At 72.0% G+C, this 23,486-nt stretch carries 22 protein-coding genes, 2 pseudogenes and 1 riboswitch; of the genes and pseudogenes, 15 read left to right on the plus strand and 9 right to left on the minus strand.

Annotation, left to right across the window (positions count from 1 at the left end; translation table 11 throughout):
• Positions 1–113 precede the first annotated feature (113 nt).
• The 7 genes from KBX71_RS09660 (at position 114) to pstB (ending at position 7,253) form a co-directional block, all read left to right on the plus strand.
• Positions 114–833 carry a response regulator transcription factor gene (locus KBX71_RS09660; RefSeq protein WP_196930392.1) on the plus strand — a complete coding sequence of 240 codons (720 nt, stop codon included), beginning with the start codon at positions 114–116 and terminating at the stop codon, positions 831–833.
• 157 nt (positions 834–990) lie between these two features.
• Complete coding sequence (locus tag KBX71_RS09665) at positions 991–1,866, plus strand: polysaccharide deacetylase family protein (protein ID WP_210817636.1); 876 nt, start codon at positions 991–993, stop codon at positions 1,864–1,866.
• Between the two features lie 58 nt (positions 1,867–1,924).
• Positions 1,925–2,851, plus strand: a complete 927-nt coding sequence (gene mshD, locus KBX71_RS09670; RefSeq protein ID WP_210817637.1) for a mycothiol synthase — start codon at positions 1,925–1,927, stop codon at positions 2,849–2,851.
• A 290-nt stretch (positions 2,852–3,141) separates the two neighbouring features.
• On the plus strand, positions 3,142–4,248 hold the full coding sequence (gene pstS / locus KBX71_RS09675) for a phosphate ABC transporter substrate-binding protein PstS (RefSeq protein WP_210817638.1): 1,107 nt from the start codon (positions 3,142–3,144) through the stop codon (positions 4,246–4,248).
• Between the two features lie 34 nt (positions 4,249–4,282).
• Complete coding sequence (gene pstC, locus KBX71_RS09680; protein WP_196919983.1) at positions 4,283–5,374, plus strand: phosphate ABC transporter permease subunit PstC; 1,092 nt, start codon at positions 4,283–4,285, stop codon at positions 5,372–5,374.
• Positions 5,371–6,459, plus strand: a complete 1,089-nt coding sequence (gene pstA / locus KBX71_RS09685; RefSeq protein WP_210817639.1) for a phosphate ABC transporter permease PstA — start codon at positions 5,371–5,373, stop codon at positions 6,457–6,459. Before pstC ends, pstA begins: the two co-directional genes overlap by 4 nt.
• A gap of 17 nt (positions 6,460–6,476) precedes the next feature.
• The gene (gene pstB, locus KBX71_RS09690; protein WP_124820311.1) at positions 6,477–7,253 is read left to right on the plus strand and encodes a phosphate ABC transporter ATP-binding protein PstB; all 777 of its coding nucleotides are present in this window, start codon (positions 6,477–6,479) and stop codon (positions 7,251–7,253) included.
• Between the two features lie 171 nt (positions 7,254–7,424).
• Here pstB and KBX71_RS09695 read toward each other — a convergent pair whose 3' ends face one another.
• Entirely contained in the window at positions 7,425–8,258 is an 834-nt protein-coding gene (locus tag KBX71_RS09695; RefSeq protein WP_210817640.1) for an NUDIX domain-containing protein, read from the minus strand.
• A 159-nt stretch (positions 8,259–8,417) separates the two neighbouring features.
• Between KBX71_RS09695 and KBX71_RS09700 the strand changes: the two genes are divergently transcribed.
• The gene (locus KBX71_RS09700) at positions 8,418–9,386 is read left to right on the plus strand and encodes a Gfo/Idh/MocA family protein (protein WP_210817641.1); all 969 of its coding nucleotides are present in this window, start codon (positions 8,418–8,420) and stop codon (positions 9,384–9,386) included.
• 57 nt (positions 9,387–9,443) lie between these two features.
• On the opposite strand, the gene KBX71_RS09705 is transcribed toward KBX71_RS09700, so the two are convergent.
• From KBX71_RS09705 to KBX71_RS09715, 3 genes are all read right to left on the minus strand, one after another.
• Entirely contained in the window at positions 9,444–10,451 is a 1,008-nt protein-coding gene (locus tag KBX71_RS09705; RefSeq protein WP_210817642.1) for an inorganic phosphate transporter, read from the minus strand.
• 4 nt (positions 10,452–10,455) lie between these two features.
• Entirely contained in the window at positions 10,456–11,082 is a 627-nt protein-coding gene (locus KBX71_RS09710) for a DUF47 domain-containing protein (protein ID WP_030327784.1), read from the minus strand.
• A gap of 127 nt (positions 11,083–11,209) precedes the next feature.
• On the minus strand, positions 11,210–12,151 hold the full coding sequence (locus tag KBX71_RS09715; protein ID WP_210817643.1) for a PPK2 family polyphosphate kinase: 942 nt from the start codon (positions 12,149–12,151) through the stop codon (positions 11,210–11,212).
• A 190-nt stretch (positions 12,152–12,341) separates the two neighbouring features.
• Here KBX71_RS09715 and sigJ point away from each other — a divergent pair, with 190 nt between their 5' ends.
• Positions 12,342–13,307 (plus strand): RNA polymerase sigma factor SigJ, encoded by a 966-nt coding sequence (gene sigJ / locus KBX71_RS09720; RefSeq protein ID WP_210817644.1) that lies wholly within the window; start codon positions 12,342–12,344, stop codon positions 13,305–13,307.
• A 28-nt stretch (positions 13,308–13,335) separates the two neighbouring features.
• On the opposite strand, the gene KBX71_RS09725 is transcribed toward sigJ, so the two are convergent.
• Positions 13,336–13,842, minus strand: coding sequence for a DUF402 domain-containing protein (locus tag KBX71_RS09725; RefSeq protein WP_210817645.1), 507 nt, complete (start codon positions 13,840–13,842; stop codon positions 13,336–13,338).
• A 102-nt stretch (positions 13,843–13,944) separates the two neighbouring features.
• On the opposite strand from KBX71_RS09725, the pseudogene KBX71_RS34795 reads away from it, so the two are divergent.
• Both KBX71_RS34795 and KBX71_RS34800 read left to right on the plus strand, forming a co-directional pair.
• Positions 13,945–15,342 (plus strand): annotated as a pseudogene (locus tag KBX71_RS34795) (ATP-dependent DNA helicase); the annotation flags it as partial.
• Positions 15,343–15,453: 111 nt separating this feature from the next.
• Positions 15,454–16,149, plus strand: a pseudogene (locus KBX71_RS34800) (ATP-dependent DNA helicase); the annotation flags it as partial.
• Between the two features lie 12 nt (positions 16,150–16,161).
• On the opposite strand, the gene KBX71_RS09735 reads toward KBX71_RS34800, so the two are convergent.
• A complete protein-coding gene (locus KBX71_RS09735; protein ID WP_247683205.1) occupies positions 16,162–17,526 on the minus strand; it encodes an AI-2E family transporter in 1,365 nt (454 codons plus the stop codon).
• A gap of 106 nt (positions 17,527–17,632) precedes the next feature.
• Between KBX71_RS09735 and KBX71_RS09740 the strand changes: the two genes are divergently transcribed.
• Both KBX71_RS09740 and KBX71_RS09745 read left to right on the plus strand, forming a co-directional pair.
• On the plus strand, positions 17,633–17,971 hold the full coding sequence (locus KBX71_RS09740) for a co-chaperone GroES (protein WP_091402887.1): 339 nt from the start codon (positions 17,633–17,635) through the stop codon (positions 17,969–17,971).
• 93 nt (positions 17,972–18,064) lie between these two features.
• Complete coding sequence (locus KBX71_RS09745) at positions 18,065–18,232, plus strand: hypothetical protein (RefSeq protein WP_167493175.1); 168 nt, start codon at positions 18,065–18,067, stop codon at positions 18,230–18,232.
• A gap of 7 nt (positions 18,233–18,239) precedes the next feature.
• Here the strand turns inward: KBX71_RS09745 and KBX71_RS09750 are convergent, their stop codons facing one another.
• The gene (locus tag KBX71_RS09750; protein WP_210817648.1) at positions 18,240–19,730 is read right to left on the minus strand and encodes a PrsW family intramembrane metalloprotease; all 1,491 of its coding nucleotides are present in this window, start codon (positions 19,728–19,730) and stop codon (positions 18,240–18,242) included.
• Positions 19,731–19,753: 23 nt separating this feature from the next.
• A riboswitch (SAM riboswitch) is annotated at positions 19,754–19,874 on the plus strand.
• Between the two features lie 46 nt (positions 19,875–19,920).
• Between KBX71_RS09750 and KBX71_RS09755 the strand changes: the two genes are divergently transcribed.
• A complete protein-coding gene (locus KBX71_RS09755; RefSeq protein WP_374102591.1) occupies positions 19,921–21,189 on the plus strand; it encodes an aminotransferase class V-fold PLP-dependent enzyme in 1,269 nt (422 codons plus the stop codon).
• 24 nt (positions 21,190–21,213) lie between these two features.
• Here KBX71_RS09755 and KBX71_RS09760 read toward each other — a convergent pair whose 3' ends face one another.
• Positions 21,214–22,416, minus strand: coding sequence for an FUSC family protein (locus KBX71_RS09760; RefSeq protein ID WP_307847034.1), 1,203 nt, complete (start codon positions 22,414–22,416; stop codon positions 21,214–21,216).
• A gap of 139 nt (positions 22,417–22,555) precedes the next feature.
• Between KBX71_RS09760 and KBX71_RS09765 the strand changes: the two genes are divergently transcribed.
• The gene (locus KBX71_RS09765; protein WP_210817649.1) at positions 22,556–23,212 is read left to right on the plus strand and encodes a metal-dependent phosphohydrolase; all 657 of its coding nucleotides are present in this window, start codon (positions 22,556–22,558) and stop codon (positions 23,210–23,212) included.
• Here KBX71_RS09765 and KBX71_RS09770 read toward each other — a convergent pair.
• Positions 23,184–23,468, minus strand: a complete 285-nt coding sequence (locus KBX71_RS09770) for a DUF4031 domain-containing protein (protein WP_210817650.1) — start codon at positions 23,466–23,468, stop codon at positions 23,184–23,186. The two genes, KBX71_RS09765 and KBX71_RS09770, sit on opposite strands and share 29 nt — an antisense overlap.
• Between the last annotated feature and the right edge of the window lie 18 nt (positions 23,469–23,486).

The raw sequence follows: 23,486 nt of genomic DNA on the forward strand, positions 1-23,486 counted from the left end.
GTTACGCTCAACGCGTTACCCGCCCGTCAGCGACGCCGGGACCACGCAATTTCTCAGCGCACTCCTTGATGAGTGCGACTGGTCGCGTGCGGCCTCGCGCCGCCGGGACGGAGGTGATCGTGGAGATCCTGCTGTTGGTGACCGCGCGCGCAGGTGAGCCGTCGGCTGTGCTGCCGGCACTCGACCTGCTGCCGCACTCGGTTCGCACCGCGCCGCGTGATGTTCGCACACTGGTCGCGGGCCCCAGCCCGGACGCGGTGATGGTGGACGCCCGATCGGAGTTGAGCGAGGCCCGGGCGACCTGCCGGATGTTGCACGCCACCGGGCTCGGCGTGCCGCTGGTCGCGGTGGTGACCGAGGCCGGTCTGATCGCACTGAACGCCGACTGGGGTGTCGACGACGTCATCCTCGCCTCGGCCGGCCCCGCCGAGGTCGAGGCACGGCTGCGGCTGGCTGTGGGCCGGCTCAGCAACGCGACAGCTGGCGCGGGTGGCTCGATCCGGGCCGGCGAGCTGAACATCGACCCGGACACCTACGCGGCCAAGCTCAAGGGCCGTCCGCTCGATCTCACCTACAAGGAGTTCGAGCTGCTGAAGTTCCTGGCCCAGCACCCGGGCCGGGTGTTCACCCGGGACCAGCTCCTGCGCGAGGTCTGGGGCTACGACTACTTCGGCGGCACCCGCACCGTGGATGTGCACGTCCGGCGACTGCGCGCCAAGCTCGGCTCGGAGTACGAGTCGATGATCGGCACCGTTCGCCAGGTCGGCTACAAGTTCGTCGTTCCGCCGTCGCGGGCGCTGGCCGAGGCGGAGCACGTGTCCCTGCCGGTCTGATCCGCGGACCGCCACCCCGGCCGATTTCCCATATGCCCTTTTTGCGCGGCTTGGCAGCTCTATTCTGACTGCCGGGTTTGTCGTAGAAAGGGGTGATGGTGCGCGCACTGAACACGGGGGCGACGAGCCGGCGTGACCGGCGAGCTGGGCGGAAGTCGTGACGCGGGGCGGTTCCACCGCGCGGGCCGCGGGGATCGTGACGCTTGTGGTGGCGGGGCTGCTCGGCTCGGCGTACGTGCTGGGCCGCAGCCTCGTTCCCGACCAGACGCCTCCGCACTCCACAGGCGTCACCACGAGCGCCGACGGGCCGCACTACGCCGACCAACCCAGCGTTGGCGAACCGGGCGGAACCCGGAACGCCAGTGCCAGCAACAGCGCCCGCCCGGTCGAGACCGGCCAGGACGGGTCCGGACGAGACGCCGGCGGCGACAACCTATTCGGCGCGCACGCCACCACCGGCAGCCCGCGGCTCGCGCTGACCTTCGACGACGGGCCGGACCCGCGCTACACCCCGCAGGTCCTCGCCCTCCTGAGCGAGTACGACGTGCAGGCCACGTTCTGCGTGGTCGGCGAGAACGCGCAGAACCACCCCGACCTGGTCCGGTCGATCGTCGACGCCGGGCACACCCTCTGCAACCACTCCTGGCACCACGACGTCGGCCTGGGCGCCCGGTCGGCCGACGCGATCCGCTCCGACCTTCTGCGCACCAACGCGGCGATCCGGGCGGCGGTGCCGAACGCGCCGATCGTCTGGTACCGCCAGCCAGGCGGGGCTTGGACATACCCGGTGGTGTCGGTGGCGCGGCAACTCGGCATGACCCCGCTGCACTGGTCGGTGGACCCGTCGGACTGGGAGCTGCCCGGCGCCAACAAGATCAGCGCGACGGTGCTGAGCCAGGCCGAGCCGGGCTCGGTGGTGCTGCTGCACGACGCCGGTGGGGACCGGCAGGGCACTGTCGAGGCGCTGCGCCGGATCCTGCCCGACCTGACCGCCCGCTTCGAGTTGGAGGCACTCCCCACCGATCCGACGTGAGCCGCTGCTTTGGGGCGACGGTCCGGGCGCCACGACGCTCAGCGGATACGGTGGCGGAATGAGCAGCGCGGAGCCGACCAGCGACCAGGTGACCCGGAGCGACCGGTTGGCGGCGGCGGAGATCGCCGACGTACTGGCCCTGGCCAGCGCCGCGGGTGACACGGACGGAGCGGACCCTCTCGACGAACACGTCCTGCTCCGGTTGCGCGACGCCGACGCCCCCGCCGTGCATCTGATCGCCCGCGCCGACGACGGCACCCTCACCGGGTACGCGCACCTGGACACCACCGACCCGGTCGGTGGGATCGGGGTCGAGTTGGTGGTGCACCCCGCCTACCGGCGACGTGGCACCGGGCGTGCGCTCGCCCGGGGCGTACTCGCCTCGGCCACCGGGCCGCTGCGGGCGTGGGCGCACGGCGACCACCCCTCGGCCGCCGCGCTCGCCGTCGACCTCGGCTTCACCCGCGCCCGGGTGCTCTGGCAGTTGCGCCGGCCGTTGGCCGCCCCGCTGGGTGAGCCGCGCCTGCCCGACGGGGTGGTGCTGCGCGCGTTCCGACCCGGGGCGGACGACGCGGCCTGGCTGACCCTCAACGCGCGAGCCTTCGCCGAGCACCCCGAGCAGGGCCGGTGGACGTTGGACGACCTGCGGGTACGCCTCGCCGAGCCGTGGTTCGACCCGGCGGGTTTCCTGCTCGCCGAGGAGACCGCGACCGGCCGCCTACTCGGTTTCCACTGGACCAAGGTGCACGAGCGGCCGGGGTCGGCCCGGATCGGCGAGGTGTACGTCCTGGGTGTGGAGCCGACTGCGCACGGCGGCGGGCTCGGCCGGGCCCTCACCACCGCCGGGCTGACACACCTGCGGGACAAGCGCGGCCTGGACCGAGTGATGCTCTACGTGGACGACTCGAACACCGGGGCGGTGGCGCTCTACGAACGGCTGGGCTTCGCCCGCTGGTCCGCGCACATCAACTACCACCTGGGCTGACCGGCGGCGTCGCCGCGACCGGGTCACCGGGGGGTAACGGCCGGGCGTCGGCAACATAACGGCGAACCGGAAATATACCCATACTTCCGACAGGTGTACCCCGGTTCACTTAACGGACAACTCACCCTCGGCAAGCGGTCACCTGAGCGGCCGTACGTGTTCACCTTGCGTTCACTTGCGACCGGCGAACCGGCTACCTGGCACTTCTAACTTTCGTGTCAGCCGGTCAGTGCCGGTCCTCGGGCCCCGGGATCGGGGCGCCAAGTCAGACGCGAAGGGAAACCCCTCAGGTGAAGCTCCAGCGGTACGGCGCGATTGCCGGCCTCGCCCTTGCTGCGACGCTCGGTCTCAGCGCATGCGGCTCGGACAACAACGAGCCCACCCCCGGCGCCAGCGCTTCGGGCTCGGCCGCCGCGGTCGACTGCGCTACCGGCACGCTGAACGCCCAGGGCTCGTCGGCGCAGAAGAACGCCATGGCCGAATGGATCAAGGCGTACCAGCAGAAGTGCCAGGGTGTAACGATCAACTACGAGCCCAGCGGCTCGGGCGCCGGCATCCAGGCGTTCATCGCCGGGACCGCCGACTTCGCCGGCTCCGACTCCGCGCTCAAGCCGGAGGAGCAGCCGCAGGCCGACGCCAAGTGCGTCGGTGGCAAGGCCATCCACCTGCCGATGGTGATCGGTCCGGTGGCCGTCGCCTACAACGTGAGCGGCGTGGACAACCTCCAGCTCAAGCCGGCCACCCTGGCGAAGATCTTCGCCGGCACGGTGACCAAGTGGGACGACGCGGCGATCAAGGCCGACAACCCGGGTGCCACCCTCCCGGCGACCACGATCCAGACCGTCCACCGCTCGGACGAGTCGGGCACCACCGACAACTTCACCAACTTCCTCTCCAAGACCGCCGAGGCCGACTGGACCCTCGGCAAGGCCAAGGCGTGGAAGGCCCCGGGCGGCACCGGCGCCAAGGGCTCGGACGGCGTGGCCAGCCGGGTCAAGGGCGCCGACGGCTCCATCGGCTACATGGAGTGGTCGTTCGCCGAGAACGCCGGCCTGAAGATGTCCAAGATCGGTAACGGTGCGGGCGAGTTCGCCGCGCTGACCGCCGAGGCGGCCGGCAAGACCATCGCCGGCGCCAAGGTCGAGGGCCAGGGCGACGACCTCAAGCTGTCGATCGACTACAACACCAAGGAGGCCGGGGCCTACCCGATCGTCCTGGCGACGTACGAGATCGTCTGCAGCAAGGGCCTCGCCGCCGACAAGCTGCCGCTGGTCAAGGGTCTGCTGGGCTACGCCGCCAGCACCGAGGGTCAGTCGGCCATGACCGAGCTGGGCTACGCCCCGCTGCCGGAGAGCGTCCGCACCAAGGTCGAGGCCGCAGTCAAGAACATCTCCTGACCGACACCACTCCGCAATCGAATCGAGCGAGCAGATGGGTGACACCCCCCACCGCTCGGCCGACGCCGGCACCGGCGGGACCCGCGTGACGCAGAGTCACGAGTGGCCCGCCGGTGCCTCGGCGCGTGTGGCCGAGGCACCAGTCAGCACCCGTTCCCCGGGCGGCACCGGGCTGGGCGGCGGCGGCGCGCTGCCGCGCAGCCGTAGGTTCGGCGCCGAGCGGGCCTTCCGCGGTCTCACCCTGGCCGCCGGCACCGCAGTTCTGGTCATCATCGCCGCCATCGCGATCTTCCTGGTCGTCAAGGCGGTGCCGGCCCTACGCGCCAACACCGAGAACTTCTGGTCCTACGAGGGCTGGTCGCCCAACGAGACGGAGCCGAAGTTCGGCATCGGTGCGCTCGCCTTCGGCACCGTGCTCAGCTCGGCGCTGGCACTGCTCATGGCGGTGCCGGTGGCGCTGGGCATCGCCCTCTACCTCTCGCACTACGCGCCGCGCCGGCTGGGCACCGCGCTCGGCTTCCTGGTCGACCTCCTCGCCGCAGTGCCGAGCGTGGTCTTCGGCCTCTGGGGACGAGACGTCTTCAGCAGCCCCGTCCGGGACTTCTCCGTCTGGCTGAACCAGCACTTCGGCTGGATCCCGCTCTTCGGCGGCGACGGCCCCTTCGGGGCGTCCGTCATGCTGGGCGCCCTGGTACTCGCGATCATGGTGTTGCCGATCATCACCTCGCTCTCCCGCGAGGTGTTCCTCCAGACGCCAACCGCGAACGAGGAGGCCGCCCTCGCCCTGGGCGCCACCCGCTGGGAGATGCTCCGCACCGCGGTGCTCCCCTACGGCCGCCCCGGCATCATCGCCGCGATGATGCTCGGCCTCGGCCGGGCGCTCGGCGAGACCATCGCCCTCGCGCTGACCCTCGGCATCACCTTCGGCATCTCGTTCAACCTGATCCAGAACGGCGGCAACACCATCGCCGCCAACATCGCCAACGCGTTCGGCGAGGCGAACGAGACCGGCCGGGGCGCTCTGATCGCCTCCGGCCTGGTGCTGTTCGCCATCACGCTGATCGTCAACATCACGGCGCGGGCGATCATCTACCGCCGCCGGGAGTTCACGGAGTCGGCCGCATGACCACAACCGTCACCTCCCACCGCACCCGGCCGCCGGCCCAGCCCGACTCGCTGCGGGCCAAGCGGCTGCCCTGGTACGCCGCCCCGGTCATCGCCGTGGCGGCTCTGGCGCTCTCCGCCGTGCTCGTCTACGGCATCGGCATCGGCGGCCCGGTCCTCGTGGTCGTCCTCGGCGCGATCCTCTACCTGGTCGGGCTCTTCGCCGCGGCCAACGCGGTCGAGGGGCGCCGATCGGCCCGCAACCGCACCTGGAGCGCACTGATCCACTCCGCCTTCGTGCTGGCGGTGCTGCCGCTCGTGTCGGTGGTCTGGACGCTGGTCAGCAAGGGCGCCGACCGGCTGGACGTCAACTTCTTCCAGACCTCGATGAACAACATCGGGGCCCGGGACGCCAACGGCGGCGCGTACCACGCGATCGTCGGCACGCTGGAGCAGGTCGGCATCGCCACCCTGATCACCGTCCCGCTCGGCGTTCTCTGCGCGATCTACATCGTCGAGTACGGCCGGGGCAAGTTCGCCTTCGCGATCCGGTTCTTCGTGGACGTGATGACCGGCATCCCGTCGATCGTCTCCGGCCTCTTCGTCCTGGCGTTCTGGGTGCTGATCGTGTCGCCATGGTTCAACGACGGCCGGCCCAGCTTCTCCGGCTTCGCCGCCGCGCTCGCGCTGAGCGTGCTCATGCTGCCCACCATCGTCCGGTCCACCGAGGAGATGCTCCGCCTCGTACCGGCGCCACTGCGCGAGGGCGCGTACGCGCTCGGCGTACCCAAGTGGAAGACGATCCTGCGGGTGGTGCTGCCGACGGCGCTGCCCGGCATCGTCACCGGCGTCATGCTCGCCATCGCCCGCGCGGCCGGCGAGACCGCGCCGGTGCTGCTGGTCGCCGGCGGCGGCGCCGCGATCAACACCAACCCCTTCGAGAACAACCAGTCGTCGCTGTCCCTCTTCGTCTACCAGCAGGCCGGTGACGCGTCGAAGTACGCCCCGGCACGGGCGTGGACCGCGGCACTCACCCTGGTCGCCCTCGTGCTCATCCTGACGATCGCGGCGAAGCTGCTGGCCCGTCGCAACAGGCTCAGCCGATGAACCCCGGAGGTACCACCATGGCCAAGCGCGTGTCCGCCTCGAACGTCACCGCGTACTACGGCGGCTTCAAGGCAATCGAGAACATCAACCTGACTGTCGAGCCGAAGACGGTCACCGCTCTCATCGGGCCGTCCGGCTGCGGGAAGTCGACGTTCCTGCGGTCGATCAACCGGATGCACGAGGTGCTGCCGGGGGCCCGCGTCGAGGGCAGCCTGACCATCGACGACCAGGACATCTACGACCGGGACGTGGACGTCACAGCGGTCCGGCGCACCATCGGCATGGTCTTCCAGCGGCCGAACCCGTTCCCCACCATGAGCATCTTCGAGAACGTGGTGGCCGGGCTGAAGCTCAACGGGGTCCGCAAGAAGTCGCTCCTGGAGGACGCGGCCGAGAAGGCCCTGCGCGCCGCGAACCTGTGGGGCGAGGTCAAGGACCGGCTGGGCAAGCCCGGCGCGGGCCTCTCCGGCGGTCAGCAGCAGCGGCTCTGCATCGCCCGGACCATCGCTGTCGAGCCGCAGGTCGTCCTGATGGACGAGCCGTGCTCAGCCCTGGACCCGATCTCCACGCTGGCGATCGAGGACCTGATGTTCCAGCTCAAGGACAAGTTCACGATCATCATCGTGACGCACAACATGCAGCAGGCCGCGCGGGTGTCGGACCGGACCGCCTTCTTCTCGATCGAGAAGACCGGCGATCCGGGCCGGCTGATCGAGTACGACAACACCCAGAAGATCTTCAGCAACCCGAGCGTGAAGAAGACCGAGGACTACATCACCGGCCGCTTCGGCTGAGCCGACCACGTCCGGTCACCGGCGCCCCGCCTCCCGGCGTGGGCGCCGGTGCCATATCCGCCGCCGCGCCACCGCGTCGCGCCCCAAGATCGTCCTCGATCAAGGCCAGTATCCCTGAAGTTGTGCGGATCTTGACGGCACGCGCCGGCCGCGAGCGCCCCAGCCTCACAGTCAGCCCAGGACGAAGCGGGGTTTGCCGTTCGGGGGCAGGTCCAGGCGCGGGGTGATCGGGCTTGCGGCGTCCCGATCGGCCGCCGCTCGCGCCACCCCGGCCAGGTCGCCGGCCGCCGCCACCTCGGCCAGCGTGACAAGGGTCGGTGGCAGCATGGTTAGCTCGCCGGCCAACGCGCGGGCCAGCGCGTCCGCCGGCCGGATCCACAGGGTGTGGTCGGCCTCGCCGGAGACGTCGCGGGTCCGTTGCCCCTCCGGCAACAAGGCGATGAAGAAGTACGTGTCGAAGCGGCGCGGCTCGAACTCGGGAGTGATCCACCGGCTCCAGGGCAGCAGCAGGTCCGATCGGAGGGTGAGCCGACGGTCGGCGAGCAGCGCGGCGAAGCCCAGCCGGCGTCCCTCCAGATCCTGCCGGGCCGCCTCCCAGTCGTCCCCGCTGACGTCGCCCACCACTGTCTCCCGGTTCGGGCCGGCGAGCAGTACTCCGGCCTCCTCGAAGACCTCACGCGCGGCCGCGCAGACCACCGCCTGCGCGGCCTGCGGGGCCACTCCGAGCCGGTCCGCCCACTCGCCCGGAGTCGGGCCGGCCCAGTCCAGGTGCGTGTCCGAGTCGGAGCGGTCCACCCCGCCTCCGGGGAAGGCGTACATCCCGCCGAAGGTCATCGCGGCGACCCGGCGGATGACGTACACCTCGAAGTCGGCGTCGGTCGGACGCAGCAGCAGCACGGTGGCCGCGACCCGAGGCGTCGCCGGGATGCCACCCTCGGCCTGGAACCGGCGGGCGTGCTCGACCAGGGCGGCCGGGGCGTCGAAGCCGTCACTGTCGATCGTCATCCCGCGAGCCTAGTTCCGACAGCGCGGTCGCCGGCGCCCGCCAGGCGTTGAAGGATCATGGAGTTGTTGCCACGACCCGCCGCGCCACCGGGCAATAACTTCATGATCGACGCGCGGGGCGGGGAGCGCGGGGTTTAGCTGGCCGGCTAGCGTTTCGGCATGACTCGTTGGGGCATCCTGGCCACCGGCCACATCGCCAGCCGTTTCGCCGAAGACCTCCGGTTGGTGCCGGACGCCGAGTTGGTAGCGGTCGGTTCCCGCGCCGCGGAGAGCGCCCGGCGCTTCGCCGACACGTACGGCGCGAAGCGCGCCTACGGCTCCTGGGTGGAGTTGGCCGCGGACCCGGAGGTGGACGCGATCTACGTGGCGACGCCGCATTCCGCGCACTACGAGGCGGCGATGACCTGCCTCACCGCCGGGCGGGCGGTGCTGTTGGAGAAGCCGTTCACCCTCGACCTGGCCACCAGCACCGAGTTGGTCGACACTGCCCGCGCCGCCGGGGTCTTCCTGATGGAGGCCATGTGGATGCGGCTGAACCCGATGATCCTGCGGGTGGTCGAGCTGATCGCGGACGGGGCGATCGGCACGGTGACCGGCGTCCGGGCCGACTTCGGGGTGGCCGGGCCGTTCCCGCCGGAGCACCGGATGCGCAACGCGGCGCTGGGCGGGGGCGCCCTGCTCGACCTGGGGATCTACCCGATCAGTCTGGCCCACCTGCTGCTCGGGGTGCCGCAGGACGTCCGGTCCTGGGCGCAGCTCGGCCCGGAGGGGACGGACGAGAACACCGGCATGCTGTTCGGCTACGACACCGGAGCGCTGGCGACCCTGAGCTGCGGCATGGTCGGGTTGAGCGGGCAGACCGCCTCGATCACCGGCACCACGGGGCGGATCGACCTGCCGGAACCGTTCTTCCGGCCGGGTTCGGTGACAGTGCACCGGGCCGGCGCGGAGCCGGAGACGATCGTCGCCGACGGGGCCGGCAACGGCTACCAGTACGAGGCGATCGAGGTGCAGCGCTGCCTGGCCGCCGGGCTGACCGAGAGCCCGATGGTGCCGCACGCCACGACGCTTGAGGTGATGGCCCTGCTGGACACGGTCCGCGAGCAGATCGGCGTGCGATACGTCTGAAACAGCGGAAGGGTCCCCGGCCACGGCGAGACCGTGACCGGGGACCCTTCCAGAAACTCAGCCGAAGAGCGGCCGGACCAGCAGGTACGTGACGCACGCGATCAGTGCGGCGGCCGGGAACGTGATGATCCAGGCGAGCACGATGTTGCCGGCCACGTTCCAGCGAACCGCGGAGAGTCGCTTGGTCGCGCCCACACCCATGATCGCCGAGGTGATGGTGTGGGTGGTGGAGATCGGGGCCTTCAGCACCAGGGCGTTGAAGTAGAGCACCGCGCTGGCGACGGTCTCGGCGGCGAAGCCCTCCGGCGGCCCCAGGTCGATGATCTTGCGACCGAGGGTACGGATGATCCGCCAACCGCCGGCGTACGTGCCGAGGGCCAGCATCGTCGCCGAGGTCCAGAACACCCACCCCGGGATGTGCGTCTTGCTCTCCTGGAAACCACCTGTGTAGAGCGCCAGGACCACGATGCCCATGGTCTTGGCGGCGTCCTGCATGCCGTGGCCGACCGACATGGCGGCCGCCGAGAGGGTCTGCGCCCAGCGGAAGCCCCGGTTGAGCTTGCCCGGCTGCCCCTTCCGGAACAGCCAGAGGATGGCAAGCATCAGCAGGTAACCGAGGGTGAGGCCGACGATCGGCGACAGGATCATCGGCAGAATGACCTTCACACCGATGTTGCCCCACTGCACGATGCCACCGGCGGACAGCAGGGTCGCGCCGACCAGGCCGCCGAAGAGCGCGTGCGAGGACGACGAGGGCAGACCGAAGTACCAGGTGATCAGGTTCCAGGCGATCGCGCCGAGCACCCCGGCGAAGACCACCCCGAGGCTGCTCACCCCGGTGGGGAGCGTGACCAGGCCGTCGCCGACGGTCTTGGCCACGCCGGCGCCGAAGTGGGCACCGATGAAGTTGCCGACCGCGGCGAGTCCGAGGGCGATCCGGGGTGTCAGCGCCCGTGTGGAGACGCTTGTGGCGATCGCGTTGGCGGCGTCGTGGAAACCGTTGGTGTAGTCGAACGCCAGGGCCACCGCGATCACCGCCAGCACGGCGATGAGTTCAGGGGACACCGGCTCAGGACTCCTTGACGGCGATGGTCTCGACGGTGTTGGCCACGTGCTCGAAGGCGTCGCAGGCGGCCTCCAGCTCGTCGGCGACCTCCTTCATCTTCAGCACCGTCAACGCGTCGTACTCACCGGAGAAGAGGCGGACGAGGAGCTGCCGGTTGATCCGGTCGCCCTCGTTCTCCAGCCGGTTGCACTCGATCCAGTAGTCCTCGAGATCCTTCATCGACTTCAGCCGGGGCATCGCGTCGGCGGTCAGCTTGGCCTGCTGGTCGAGCACGTTGACCATCTCGTGCAGCTCGCGGGGCAGTGCCGGAAGCTCGGTCAGCCCGTACAGGTAGAGCAGGTCACCCACCGCTTCCAGGTGGTCCATCACGTCGTCCAGCAGCGAGCCGAGCCGGTAGATGTCCTCCCGGTCGAACGGGGTGATGAAGGTCGAGTTGATCTTCTTGTACAGCTCGTGGGTGATCTGGTCGCTGTCGTGCTCGACCTCGGTCAGCCGCTCGCTGACGGACTGCACGTCCACGCCGGGCAGGGCCAGCTCGTTGAGCAGCGCGGTGCCCCGGACCAGGTTCTGCGCGGCCCTGGTGAAGAGCTCGTAGAAGGCGCCCTCGGTGGGGCGGAAGGAAAACTTCACAGCACAGACCTCGTCGCGTCGGTGGAAGGGTGGCGGCGCCCGAGAGCGCCCGCTCGGTGAATGCTAGGAAACGGCAGAACGGGGAATTCGCCGGCCCACCCCTGGCCAGGCACCATTCACCACTCGTTCACCTGCCGTTCATCTCGGCTGCCCCACCCGCACCCGCTCCCCCAGCCAGCAGGCGCTTCCGCTCCCGAACCACGTCGAAATCGGCAGCGGGATACCCCAGATCGAGCGTGTCGAACGTCTCACGTAGCAGGTGGGCCACCGCCCAGTCCCGGTACCACTTGCGGTCCGCAGGCACCACGAACCAGGGCGCGGCGTCCGTGCCGCACCGGCTCAGGGCCTCGGCGTACGCGGCCTGGTAGTCGTCCCAGTGCCCCCGCGAGTCGATGTCGGAGGGGTTGTACTTCCAGTGCTTGCGCGGGTCGGTGAGCCGCTCCAGCAGGCGCTTGCCCTGCTCGGCGTACGAGATGTGCAGCATCACCTTGATCAGGGTCACGCCACCCTCGGTCAGCTCCCGCTCGAACGAGTTGATCTCGTCATAGCGGGCTCGCCAGGTCGTCTCCGGCACCAACGAGCCGACCCGGGCGATCAGCACGTCCTCGTAGTGCGAACGGTTGAACATCCCCACGTACCCCGGCGGCGGCAGCTCCCGGCGGATCCGCCAGAGGAAGTCGTGCCGCAACTCCTGGCGGGTCGGCGGCCCGAACGAGCGGATGTGCAGGCCCAACGGGTTCATCGCGCCGGCCACCCGCTTGATCGTGCCGTCCTTGCCGCCGCAGTCCATGGCCTGGAGCACCAGCAGCACCCGGTGCGCCGGCCGCTCCGACCCGGTCTTGGCCATCGCGAAGAGCATCTCCTGCTGCCGGCCCAGCTCCTCGCCGACCAGTTCCACCTGCTCCCGCGCCCAGGTCTTACGACGCTCGCCGCGGCCCGCCGGCCCCGGCAGGCCGGGCATGGACCGCGGGTCGATCGCGCCGAGATCCACCGGCGCGGTGACTCGCAGCAGGTCTCGCACGGAGCCGCCGTCCGGTGCCTCGATCTGCCCTTGCTGGGGTGCGCTCATGCACGGATCATCGCCCACCCACAGCCGTTCCGCCCGCCGAGAGCCGCCTCCGGACCTGGGCCCGCTGATCGGCACCGACCGACCTTCGCTCGCCGAAAGCATCGGCCCGCCGGGCCGTTCCGGGGCTGCCGGCATGCCCGCTCGGCGGGAGGATGTAGGCCGGGACGCCGACCGGAGGGGGTGGTGGGTCGTGCGGGAGCTGGCGACGGAGTTCGAGGCCCAACGGGGCCGACTGCTCGCGGTGGCCCACCGGATGCTGGGCAGCCGCAGCGAGGCGGAGGACGCGGTGCAGGAGACCTGGCTGCGCTACGCCGGGGCGCTGACCGACCCGGCGGCCCGCGCCGAGATCCGCGACCTGTCCGCGTGGCTGACCACGACCTGCGCCCGGATCTGCCTGGACGTGCTCCGCTCGGCCCGGGTCCGCCGGGAGGCGTACCCAGGGCAGTGGCTGCCGGAGCCGGTGGTGAGCCCGTTGGGCGGCCGGCCGGCGGCCGACGGCTACGCGCCCGACCCGGCGGAGCGGGCGGTCCGCACCGACCAGGTCGGCACGGCGCTGCTGGTGGTGCTGGAGCGGCTCGCGCCGGAGCAACGGGTCGCCCTCGTGCTGCACGACGTGTTCGCGCTGCCGTTCGCCCGGGTCGCCGGGGTGCTCGGCACCACCGAGGTGGCCGCCCGGCAGCTCGCCTCCCGGGCTCGTCGGGCGGTCACCGCGCCGGACGTACCCCGGCACACCGCCGACCCGGCCGAGCAGCGCCGGGTGCTCAAGGCGTTCGTCGCCGCGACCGAGTCCGGCGAGCTGGACCAGCTGCTCCAGGTGCTCGCGCCGGACGTGGTCTTCGTCGGTGACTCCGGCGGGCACTTCCCCGCAGCCCGTCGGCCGGTGCTCGGCGCGGACGCCGTGGCTCGCCTCACGCTCGGCCTGTTCGGCCGCACCGGTCGGTACGCCGACCGGGTGCTGGCTCGGCCGGTGCTCGTCGACGGTGCGCTCGGCCTCCAGCTGGAGACGGCGCACAGCGACGGGCGGCCGATCCGTCTGGTCACCGCGTTCGCGGTGGACCAGGGCCGGATCACCGCCATCTACAACCAGCTTAACCCAGACAAGCTGACGGACCTGCCGCCGCTGGACGCCGACGACGGCTGGCCCCCACGCTGGTGAACCGGCCCGACCGGGCGGGCGTGCGGCGTCAGACCACCAGGGCCAACCACTTGCGGTACGCGGTGGCGAACGGCTCGGTCCCGTCGCCCAGGGCCCCGAACAGCCGCTGCGCCGCGGCCTCGGCCTCGGCCACCACGTCGTCCGGGTAGCCGAACCGGGCCCGGTGCTCGGCGAACTCGTCCTCGTCGAGCAGCTCCACCAGGCCGGTGGCCCGACGCCGGACGACGTCCAGATCCAGGTCGATCAGGTGGACTGTGTCGTCGGACTCCCAGCGGGCCGGGGTCGCGATGTCGCAGTAGACCTCGCTGGTGCGGGGCGGGGGGTTGAACATGGCCGTCCACCAGGCACGATGAGGCACCAGCAGCACGAACGGGATCTTCTCCACCGAGGGCCGGCCGTGGTAGACCGACTGGGTGCCCTCGGGCACGCCGAGCCAGATGCCGAGGTCGTCCTCGGTGAGCCGACGGGCCGGGTAGTCGCGGTGGGCGCTGCCGTCGTACTTGCGGTAGATCACGCGGACCATGTCGCTCGGCATGATTCGCACCCTAACCGATACGGCCCAACGCGTCGTAGCGCGGCCGTAACCGGACGGGGTCGGTCGCGACGCCGGCCGGGTCGGCATCGCGCCACGCGGCGGATGGGCGCGGCCGGTGTCGGCGGCGCCGGGTACCGTCGCACGGTGACTCCGCCCCGCACCGCCACCGGTTCCGCCACCCCGTCGGCCCGTGCCAAGGGGCGGCGGCGGGGTGCCCGGCCCAGTGGCACGGAGCTGCTGGCGGCGGCGGTCGGCGCCGTGCCCGGCGGCGCGGAACGCCCCGGCCAGCTGCAGATGACCACGGCGATCGAGGACTGCGTGGCCGGCGGCGAGCATCTGCTCGTGCAGGCCGGCACCGGCACCGGCAAGTCGTTGGCGTACCTCGCGCCGGCGCTCACTGTGGACGGCCCGGTGGTGGTCTCCACCGCCACCCTCGCGTTGCAGTCCCAGCTGGTCGACCACGACCTGCCCCGGCTCGCCGACGCGGTCGAGCCGTTGCTCGGCCGTCGACCCACCTTCGCCGTGCTCAAGGGCCGCCACCACTACCTCTGCCTCGCCCGACTGGACAACTCCACCGAGGAGGAGCCGGAGGACACCCTCTTCGACGCCCCGGCGGCGCGTCCCGGTGGCGGGACGAAGTGGCTCGGCGAGGCGGGCCGGTTGGGCAAGCAGGTCGAGCGGCTGCGTGACTGGGCCGAGAAGACCGCCACCGGCGACCGGGACGAGTTGGACCCAGGCGTCGACGACCAGGCCTGGCGGCTGGTGTCCATGCCGGCCCGCGAGTGCGTCGGCGCGACCCGTTGCCCGTTCGGGCAGGAGTGCTTCGCCGAGGCCTCGCGGGCCCGCGCCCGCGAGGCCGACATCGTGGTGACCAACCACAGCCTTCTCGCGGTCGACATGCTCGCCGACCGGCACATCGTGCCACCGCACAAGCTGCTCATCGTCGACGAGGCGCACGAGTTGGCCGACCGGGTCTCCTCCGCGGCCCAGGCGGAGCTGGTGCCGGAGCTGATCGACCGGACCACCCGGCGGGCCCGTACGCTGCTGCGGCCGGAGACGGCCGAGGCGCTCACCGCCGCCGGCGACGCCCTCGCGGTCGGCCTCGCCGAGGCGCCGGCCGGGCGGATAACCGCGGGGTTGCCGACGCCACTGCGCGAGGCGTGCACGCTGCTCGACGCGGCGACCCGCTCCGCCCTGGACGCGATCGGCGACGTCAAGTCCGACGACCCCGACCCGGTCCGCAAGCAGCAGGCCAAGGCCGCCCTGGACGAGCTCTCCACCACCGCGCAGCGGCTGCTGGAGGAGGGCGACCACGACGTGGCCTGGGTGGAGAAGAACGACAGCGGCACGCGCCGCGCGCTGGTGGTCGCACCCCTGTCGGTGGCCGGCACCCTCGCCACCCACCTGTACGACGAACGCACAGTCGTCGCCACCTCGGCGACCCTGGCGCTGGGCGGCCGGTTCGACACTGTCGCCCGCGCCCTCGGGCTGGACGCGCCACCGCCCGCGCCGCCGACCCCTGCGGCGGCCGCGTTGGCCGCCCGCACCGGCCCGGGCCGTCCGGCCGCCGAGGCGCCGGGCCGTCGTCTGGCCGGCGACGTCACGACGAACGCCGTCGTACCCGCCACCGAGGGCCCCGGGTGGCGGTCACTCGACGTCGGTTCGCCGTTCGACTACGCCCGGCAGGGCATCCTGTACGTCGCCGCGCACCTTCCCCGCCCCAGTGTCTCCGGGCTGCCCGAGGCTGCCGGTGAGGAGCTACTCGGGCTGGTCGGAGCACTCGGTGGTCGTACTCTCGGGCTTTTCTCCTCCCGGCGGGCCGCGCAGCAGGCGGCGGAGCTGTTGCGCGCGCGGACCGACCTGCCGGTGTTGCTCCAGGGCGAGGAGGCGCTGCCGCTGCTGGTGCGTCGCTTCCGTGAGGAGCGCGCCAGCTGCCTGTTCGGGGTGATGTCGCTCTGGCAGGGGGTGGATGTGCCCGGTGACGCCTGCCAGCTCGTCGTCATCGACCGGCTGCCCTTCCCGCGCCCGGACGAACCGCTGGCGGCTGCCCGCGCGGCGGCCGTGGACGCGGGCGGCGGCTCCGGCTTCTCGGCCGTCAGCGTGCCGATCGCGGCGGTGCGGCTGGCCCAGGGGGTGGGCCGACTGATCCGGGCGACCGGCGACCGGGGCGTGGTCGCGGTGCTCGACTCCCGGCTGGAGACGGCCCGAGGTTACGGGCCGTTCCTGCGCCGTTCGCTGCCACCGTTCTGGTACACGACCCGCCCCGAGGTGGCTCGGGGCGCCCTGGAACGCCTGGCCAAGTCCTGAGCCCCCTATGTTCTAGGGGGCCTGGGAGGCGACGACCACGGCGTCGGGCGGGGTGTCCGGGACCCTTCGGGCGGCAAGCCTGCGGACCGCGGTGTTCAGCACCGCGATGAGCGGCACGGAGACCAGCGCGCCGGTGATGCCGGCGAGTACGACGCCGGCGGCGATGCCGATGATCACCGCGAGCGGGTGCAGGGCAACCGCCCGGCCCATGATCAGCGGCTGGAGCACGTGCCCCTCGATCTGCTGCACACCGATCACCGCGCCGAGAATGATCAACGCGGTGACGGGGCCACTGTCGACGAGTGCCACCAGCACCGCCACGCCACCGGAGAGCGCCGCACCGACGATCGGGATGAACGCGCCCAGGAAGACCAGCGCGGCCAGCGGGAAGGCGAACGGGATGTCGAAGACGACCAGGAAGATGCCGATGCCCACCGCGTCGATGAAGGCGACCAGCACTGTCGCCCGGACGTAGGCGCCGAGCGTGTGCCAGGAGGCGCGGCCGGCGTCGTCGACCTTCCACCGGGCGGCCACCGGCAGCAGCCGGACCAGGAAGCGCCAGATCCGGTTGCCGTCGCGCAGGAAGAAGAACGTCGCGAAGAGGACCAGCAGCGTGCCGGTCAGCACCTCGGCCAGCGTCGCGGCAGTGCTCAGCGCCCCGCTTGTGAACTTCGAGGTGTTGTCGTTGATCCAGGCCTGCGCCTCGTCGATGTACCTGTCGAGCTGGGTGTCGGAGAGGTGCAGCGGGCCCGTCTTCAGCCAGTTCTGGATCTGCCGGACACCCTCCGACGACTTCTCGCTCAGCTCCGGCACACCACGGATGAACTCGTTGACCACGAGCGTCAGCGTGCCGATCACCGCGGCCAGGCCGCCGACCAGCACCACCGCCGTCGCCAGTGACCGGGGGAACCGGACCCGCAACAGCCAGCCCACCGCCGGGGCCAGCAGCGCGGAGAGCAACAGCGCGATGGCCAGTGGAATGATCACGATCTTGATCGTGCCGACGATCCGCAGCAGCGCCCAGGCCACCACGCCGATCACGATCAGTCGCCAACACCACGCGGCGGCGATCCGCAGCCCGTGCGGGACGTCGGCGTCATCCCGACTGGTGGTGGAGCTGTGCAGGTCCACCTGAGGTTCCGCGCCGTAGACAGTGGCGCTCGGCGGCGCGGTCGGCCCCGGCACGGCCGGCGACGCCACCCGGGCCGCCTCCGACACGTCGTTCAACGCCTCAGTCGACGCGCCCTCGTCGGCGCGCGTCGACGCCTGTCGTGACTGGTAGGCGCGGCGAAGCCGCCCGCGTACCCGCTCGAAGCGGCTCAAGCGCACCTCCTGGCAGAAAACCCGGCCCGCCAACGGCGACAGGTCGGACAGCATACGTCCGTTCCCGACACCGTAGGGCGGTTCCGCCACACAATGCCCCGAGCACCTCCGGCGTAACCACCGGCGGACCCACCGTCGGCCACACGGTAGCGTCTGCGACGTGACCGCCGACAACGATCTCGACGCCGGCCTGCCGATCCGCCTGCTGCACGACCGCGTGCTGGTGCGGATGGAGGGCAGCGAGGGCGAACGCCGCTCCACCGCCGGCATCGTCATTCCGGCGACCGCAGCTGTCGGCAAGCGCCTCGCCTGGGCCACGGCGGTCGGGGTGGGGCCGAACGTCCGCGCCATCGTCTCCGGCGACCGGGTGCTCTTCGACCCGGATGAGCGCTCCGAGGTCGAGTTGCACGGCCGTGGTTACGTGCTGCTGCGAGAGCGGGACGTGCACGCCGTGGCCGCCGAACGGATCGAGAACGACTCGACCGGCCTCTACCTCTGACGCACCTACCCCGGCCACCGGGCCCCGTCGCGCACCGTTTGCCCGGCCGCACGACGGGAAGCCATCCGGCGACCGTGGCCCTGGGGAGGGACGATGCCGGTATTCGTGAAGAAGCTGTTGACCTGGGGCAGTGTCGCGTTCCTGATCTACTTCATGGCCTTTCGGCCGGACGGCGCCGCGCAGTTGTTCAGGGGAATCGGGGCCGCGCTGATCGCGATGTTCCAGGGCCTCGGTGACTTCCTGACGTCGCTGCTGGCCTGAACCGCTGTCAGGGGTGCGTCGGCGGCCAGGGCGGCGCCGATCGCGGGCCGGGCCAACCGGGCGGGGCGTACCCCACCGGAGCCGGGGCGGGAGCCAGCACCACCGGGATCGGCACCACCGGCTCGTCCGGGGCGTCCACCGCGCGCTGGGTGCCGTCCGGGAAACGCAGGTGGTAGCGGCTGCCGTCCCAGACCCCGGCCGGGGCCTGCGGGTCGCGACCGACGAAGAACGACCGGTACGCGCTGATCGCGTCCAGCAGTTCCCGCTCCTCGCGGGCGGTCCGCTCCTGGTCGGCGGGTTTGCGGTCCAGGCCGCGCAGCGTCCCGTCGCGCAGCAGGGCCAGCCGGGTGGCGGCGGACTGGTAACCCCGCATCGCCCGCACCCCGGCGTCGCCGGCCACCCGCCGCGCCCAACTGCGGGCGGCGTGCCGCCTGCCGAGACTGCTCAGGGCGGCCACCTCGGGCGGGCTGAGCCAGCCGGCGCGTACGTAGTCGGGCAGGGCCCGCTCGGTGAGCCGCCCCTCCCAGGCGCGCAGCCACAGCGCCAGCCCCACGGTGCCGAAGAAGACCGGCACCATGAGACCCAGGAAGCCGTACAGCATGATCATGGCCTCGCCGGTGGCCTGGGTCAGCGTGGGCAGCAGGTTCCACGTGCCGTGCAGCATCATCGCCAACAGCAGGCCGGCGATCGGGGCGAGCACCCGGATGCGCCGGTCGGCCGTTCGGGAGGCGATACCCAGCCCCACACCTGTCATCGATGTGAAAAGGGGATGGGCGAACCCGAACAGGAGGATCCGCAGGATGAAGATCGCGATGACCTGCTGGATGCCGGTGGCCGGGCCGTAGCGGTCGGCGCCGGACGCGTACCCCAACCCGCCCAGGTAGAGGATGTTCTCCACCATGGCGAAGCCGACCGCGGCGAGCCCGCAGTAGACCAGGCCGTCGGTGATCCCGGACCACTCGCGCCGCCGGAACACGAGCAGCAGGATCGGGCCCAGCGCCTTTGTCAGCTCTTCGATGAACGGTGCCACCAGCACGCCGGTGAGCGCGGACGGCAGGCCCCAGTCCTCGAAACGGTTGGCCGCGAAGTCGTTCACAGTGAGCGAGGCGGCGGTGGAGACGAACGCGCCCCAGGCGAAACAGAAGATCAGATATTTCAGCGGCTCCGGTTCGTACCGGTCCAGCCAGAGGAAGCAGGCGACCAGCACCGGCACCGGCAGGATGGCGGCGACCACCCCGATCAGCAGGGCCTGCGCACCGAGCGACTGGCCGAGCGTGAAAACCATGAACACCGCGCACGCCGCGATGAGCAGCACCACCCCGGCCAGCACCAGGAACCGCCGCCAGCCGAGCCGGCGCAGCGGCATCCGGGGCGTCTCGCCCACGGGCGGGGCGGCGGGCGCGGGCGGGGCGGCGGGCGACGGCGGCAGCGGTGAACCGGGCGGGGTGTCGGCCATGCGGTCAGCGTAGCCATCCGCCGCCGGCTGGTTCGGTCGCATCGGTAGCCGCTATGCTGCCGGCAGGTCACGAGTGCCAGCGTTCAGCCCCGGCTTGCTGGCCGGCAACCCTCGTCGAGTTCGCGGTGGGGTGCCCCGGGTGATGACCGGGCCCAGCCCGATCGGTGTGCTGGGCAAGCGCGGACCCCGTCCCGATGTCGCACCCGGGGTCCCTGACCCCGGAGGTTCCGGCGTGTCCGTCACTCTCGTCCCCTCGCTGCCCGCCCTGCCCACCCTGCCCACCGCGCCGTCCGCGCCGCTCGACGTCCTCGGCGTGCCCGGCGAGATCAACCTGGACTACGCGGCCACCGCGCCGTGCGCGCGGGCGGCCGCCGACGCCGTGGCCGAGCTGCTGCCCTGGTACGCCAGCGTGCATCGCGGAGCGGGAGCACTGTCGCGGCGCTGCACCCTCGCGTACGAGCAGGCCCGGCAGACGATCGGCGACTTCTTCGGCGCGCGCGCCGAGGATCACGTGATCTTCACCCGCAACACGACGGACGCGCTCAACCTGCTGGCGCGGGCCGTGCCGGCCGGCACGACAGTCGTCACGAACGCCTCCGAGCACCACGCCAACCTGCTGCCCTGGCCGCGCGGGTCGGTGCGGCTGCCGGTGCCCGCCGACCCCGACGGGGCGGTACGCGATCTCGCCGCCGCCCTCACCGAGCTGCGCCGGGGCAGCAGCCCGGCGCTGCCGGTGCTGGTCGCCGTGACCGGTGCGAGCAACGTGACAGGTGAGCGGTGGCCGGTCGCCGAACTCGCGCGGGTGGCCCACCGGCACGGCGCCCGGATCGTGCTCGACGCCGCGCAACTCGCCCCGCACGCGCCGGTGGACCTACGCACGCTCGACGTCGACTACCTGGCCGTGTCCGGCCACAAGCTGTACGCGCCGTTCGGCGCGGGCGTGCTGATCGGCCGGGCGGACTGGCTGGACGCCGCCCCGCCGTACCTGGCCGGTGGTGGGGCCACCAGCCACGTCGGGCCGGCCACCCACGACGTGACCTGGACGACCGGCCCGGCGCGACACGAGGGCGGCACCCCGAACCTGCTCGGCGCGGTCGCGCTGGCGGCGGTGTGCGCGGCGCTCGACGACGCGGACCAGGTTGCGTTGGCCGCCCACGAGCAGGCCCTGCTGGCCCGGCTGCGGACCGGCCTCGCCGCCCTGCCGCACGTCGTCGAGCTGCGCACCTTCGGCCCGGACGCGCCCCGGGTCGGCATCGTCTCGTTCGTGGTCGCCGGACGGGACTCCACCGAGGTGGCCGCGCGACTGGCCGCCGAGCACCACATCGGCGTACGGGACGGGTTGTTCTGTGCCCACCCGCTGGCCCGGCGTCTGCTCAGTGAGGCGGCGGGACGTACCGGCCGGCGGGACCTGCCGCCCACCGCGCTGCGCGCCAGCATCGGGCTGGGCAGCACGGCAGCGCAGGTGGACCGGCTGCTCGCGGCGCTGGCCGAGCTGGGCTGAGGCCCGGCCGGCGGCGGCCCGCGCTCAGCCGACCGGCGGGGCGGTGGGTGGCTTCGGTGTCTCGCCGGGCTCGGCGGGCTCACCGACCGGGCGCTCCTGCTCGCCGAAGGCGGTGCGGATCCACCGGTTCGCCTCCTCCTGCTCGATCCCGGAGGCGACAAGCAGATCGCTCGCTGTGGTGCGGATCTGGGCGATCACCACGCTGCCGGAGAAGCCGACCCCGGCGCCGTACGCCCGGCCGGCCTCGCTGACCGCCCGCAGCGACCGCTCGCGGGCCTTCTCCGGCTCCTCGCCGGCGGCGAACTCGTGCTTGAGCAGCCGGACCGACTCGGCGAGGTGGCCGATCGAGTCCGGCATCGGATCGGGCACCGGTTCCTCGTCCTCGATCAACGTGACGGACCGGCGGATCAGCGTGCCGCTGTTGCGCATCGCCCGGTCGATCGGGTCGGCCGCCTCCGCGTAGTGGGTCAGTTCGTCGCGGCGGTGCCAGCGGGCCGGGGAGAGGGTGGCGGTCTCCTTCGCCCCCTCGATCGCCTCGCCCAGCGTGGCCAGTTCCGCCTTGTTGTTGCGCAGCCTCTCCAGGGCGGCCTGGATGGTGGCGCGGTTCCGGTTACGCAGCCCGTCCGCTGTGGCGTCGAGTTGGGCGGCGAGCAGGTCCAGGGCGGGTCGGGCGGCCCGGTTGATCACTCGCAGCGGGTTCAGCGGCAGCAACACCGCCGTGACCAGCAGCGCGATCCCACCGCCGAGGAACGCGTCGACGAAGCGGGGGATCTCCAGGTTCTGGGTCGACGGGCTCAGCGTCACGATCAGCACCGCCGTGGCCGCCGCCTGGATGACGATGGCAACGCTCGCCCCGGCGAAGATGGTGAGCAGGATCGCCACGGTGACCACCAGGCCGAGCTGCCACGCCCCGGTGCCGAGCAGGTAGATCAGGAGGTCGCCGACGGCCACCCCGACTCCCACCCCGACGATCAACTCGATGGTCCGGCGGAACCGCTGGCCGACCGACGCGGCCAGCGTGCCGACCGCGGAGATCGGCGCGAAGACCGGTTGCGGGTTGCCGAGCAGTTTGTGCGAGATCAGGTACGCGAGCCCGGCGGCCAGCCCGGCCTGCACGGCGAGTCCGCCGGCCATCCGTACCCGGTGCAGCCGGTCGTGCAGGGTGGCTCGGCCGCGATGGCGCAGCTGTTCGGTGGCCTCGGCGATCCGCGCGCCGTCGATGTCCACCAGCCCCTCGCGCAGCGCGGTACGTCGCACCACCGGCTGTCGCTTGTCTCGCGCCACGGCCATGGGCGCGACTACCCGGGGTGGGCCCGCTGAATCCTCCCTTCCCGCGCGGCACGGGCGGATGCGGCAGACTCGGGCGGTGGTTGAACTGCTGGACCGGTTTCGGGCGGCGGCCCGGGATGCCGGCGCGACATCCGATCCGGATACGACACGGGCCGGGGAGAAGGTGATCGTCCGGTGGCGGGAGCCGCACCGGCACTATCACACGATGGCCCACCTGACGGCGGTGCTCGACGTGGTGGACCAGCACGCCGACCTGGCCGCTCGGGCCGACGTGGTCCGGCTGGCGGCCTGGTTCCACGACGCGGTCTACGACCCCCGGGCCGCTGGCGACGCCAATGAACGCGACAGCGCCGCACTGGCCGAGAGCGTGCTCACCGGGCTCGGGGTGCCGACGCCCACGGTGGCCGAGGTGCGCCGGCTGGTGCTGCTCACCGCCGGGCACGCGGTGGCGGCGGACGACCGGGACGGCGCGCTGCTCTGTGATGCGGACCTGGCCGTGCTGGCCGCGCCGCCGGCCCGCTACGAGCGTTACGCGGCGGCGATCCGCCGGGAGTACGCCCACGTGCCGGAGCGAGCCTTCCGGGCCGGGCGGGCCGCGGTGTTGACCAACCTGTTGGCGCTGCCCGCGCTGTTCCGGTCGCCACCGCTGGCGAGCCGGTGGGAGGAGCCCGCCCGGGACAACGTGCGCCGCGAGCTGGCCACCCTCACCGAGGAGCCGGAGAACGCGGGCTGACCAGGTGCTTTGGCCGCCGCAGGTCGGCGGCGCGGAGCAACCGGACCAGCTCCCGGCTCGGCACCACCTGGGCGCCGAGCCACACCGCCGCCGCGAACCGGTCGGCCGGGATGTCGTAGTGGTCCCGGTCGAAGCCGCGCCGGGGCGCGCCGAGCGCCTCCGCGAAGGCGTGCAGCTCGGCGTACGAGACGTCGCTGATCAGGTGCGACCAGAGCCGACCGCGCCACGGCCAGGCCGGCTGGTCCAGGTAGAGCATGGTGCCCAAGTTATCCCG

The sequence above is a fragment of the Micromonospora sp. D93 genome, from assembly GCF_018070365.1.
Classification (GTDB): domain Bacteria; phylum Actinomycetota; class Actinomycetes; order Mycobacteriales; family Micromonosporaceae; genus Micromonospora; species Micromonospora ureilytica.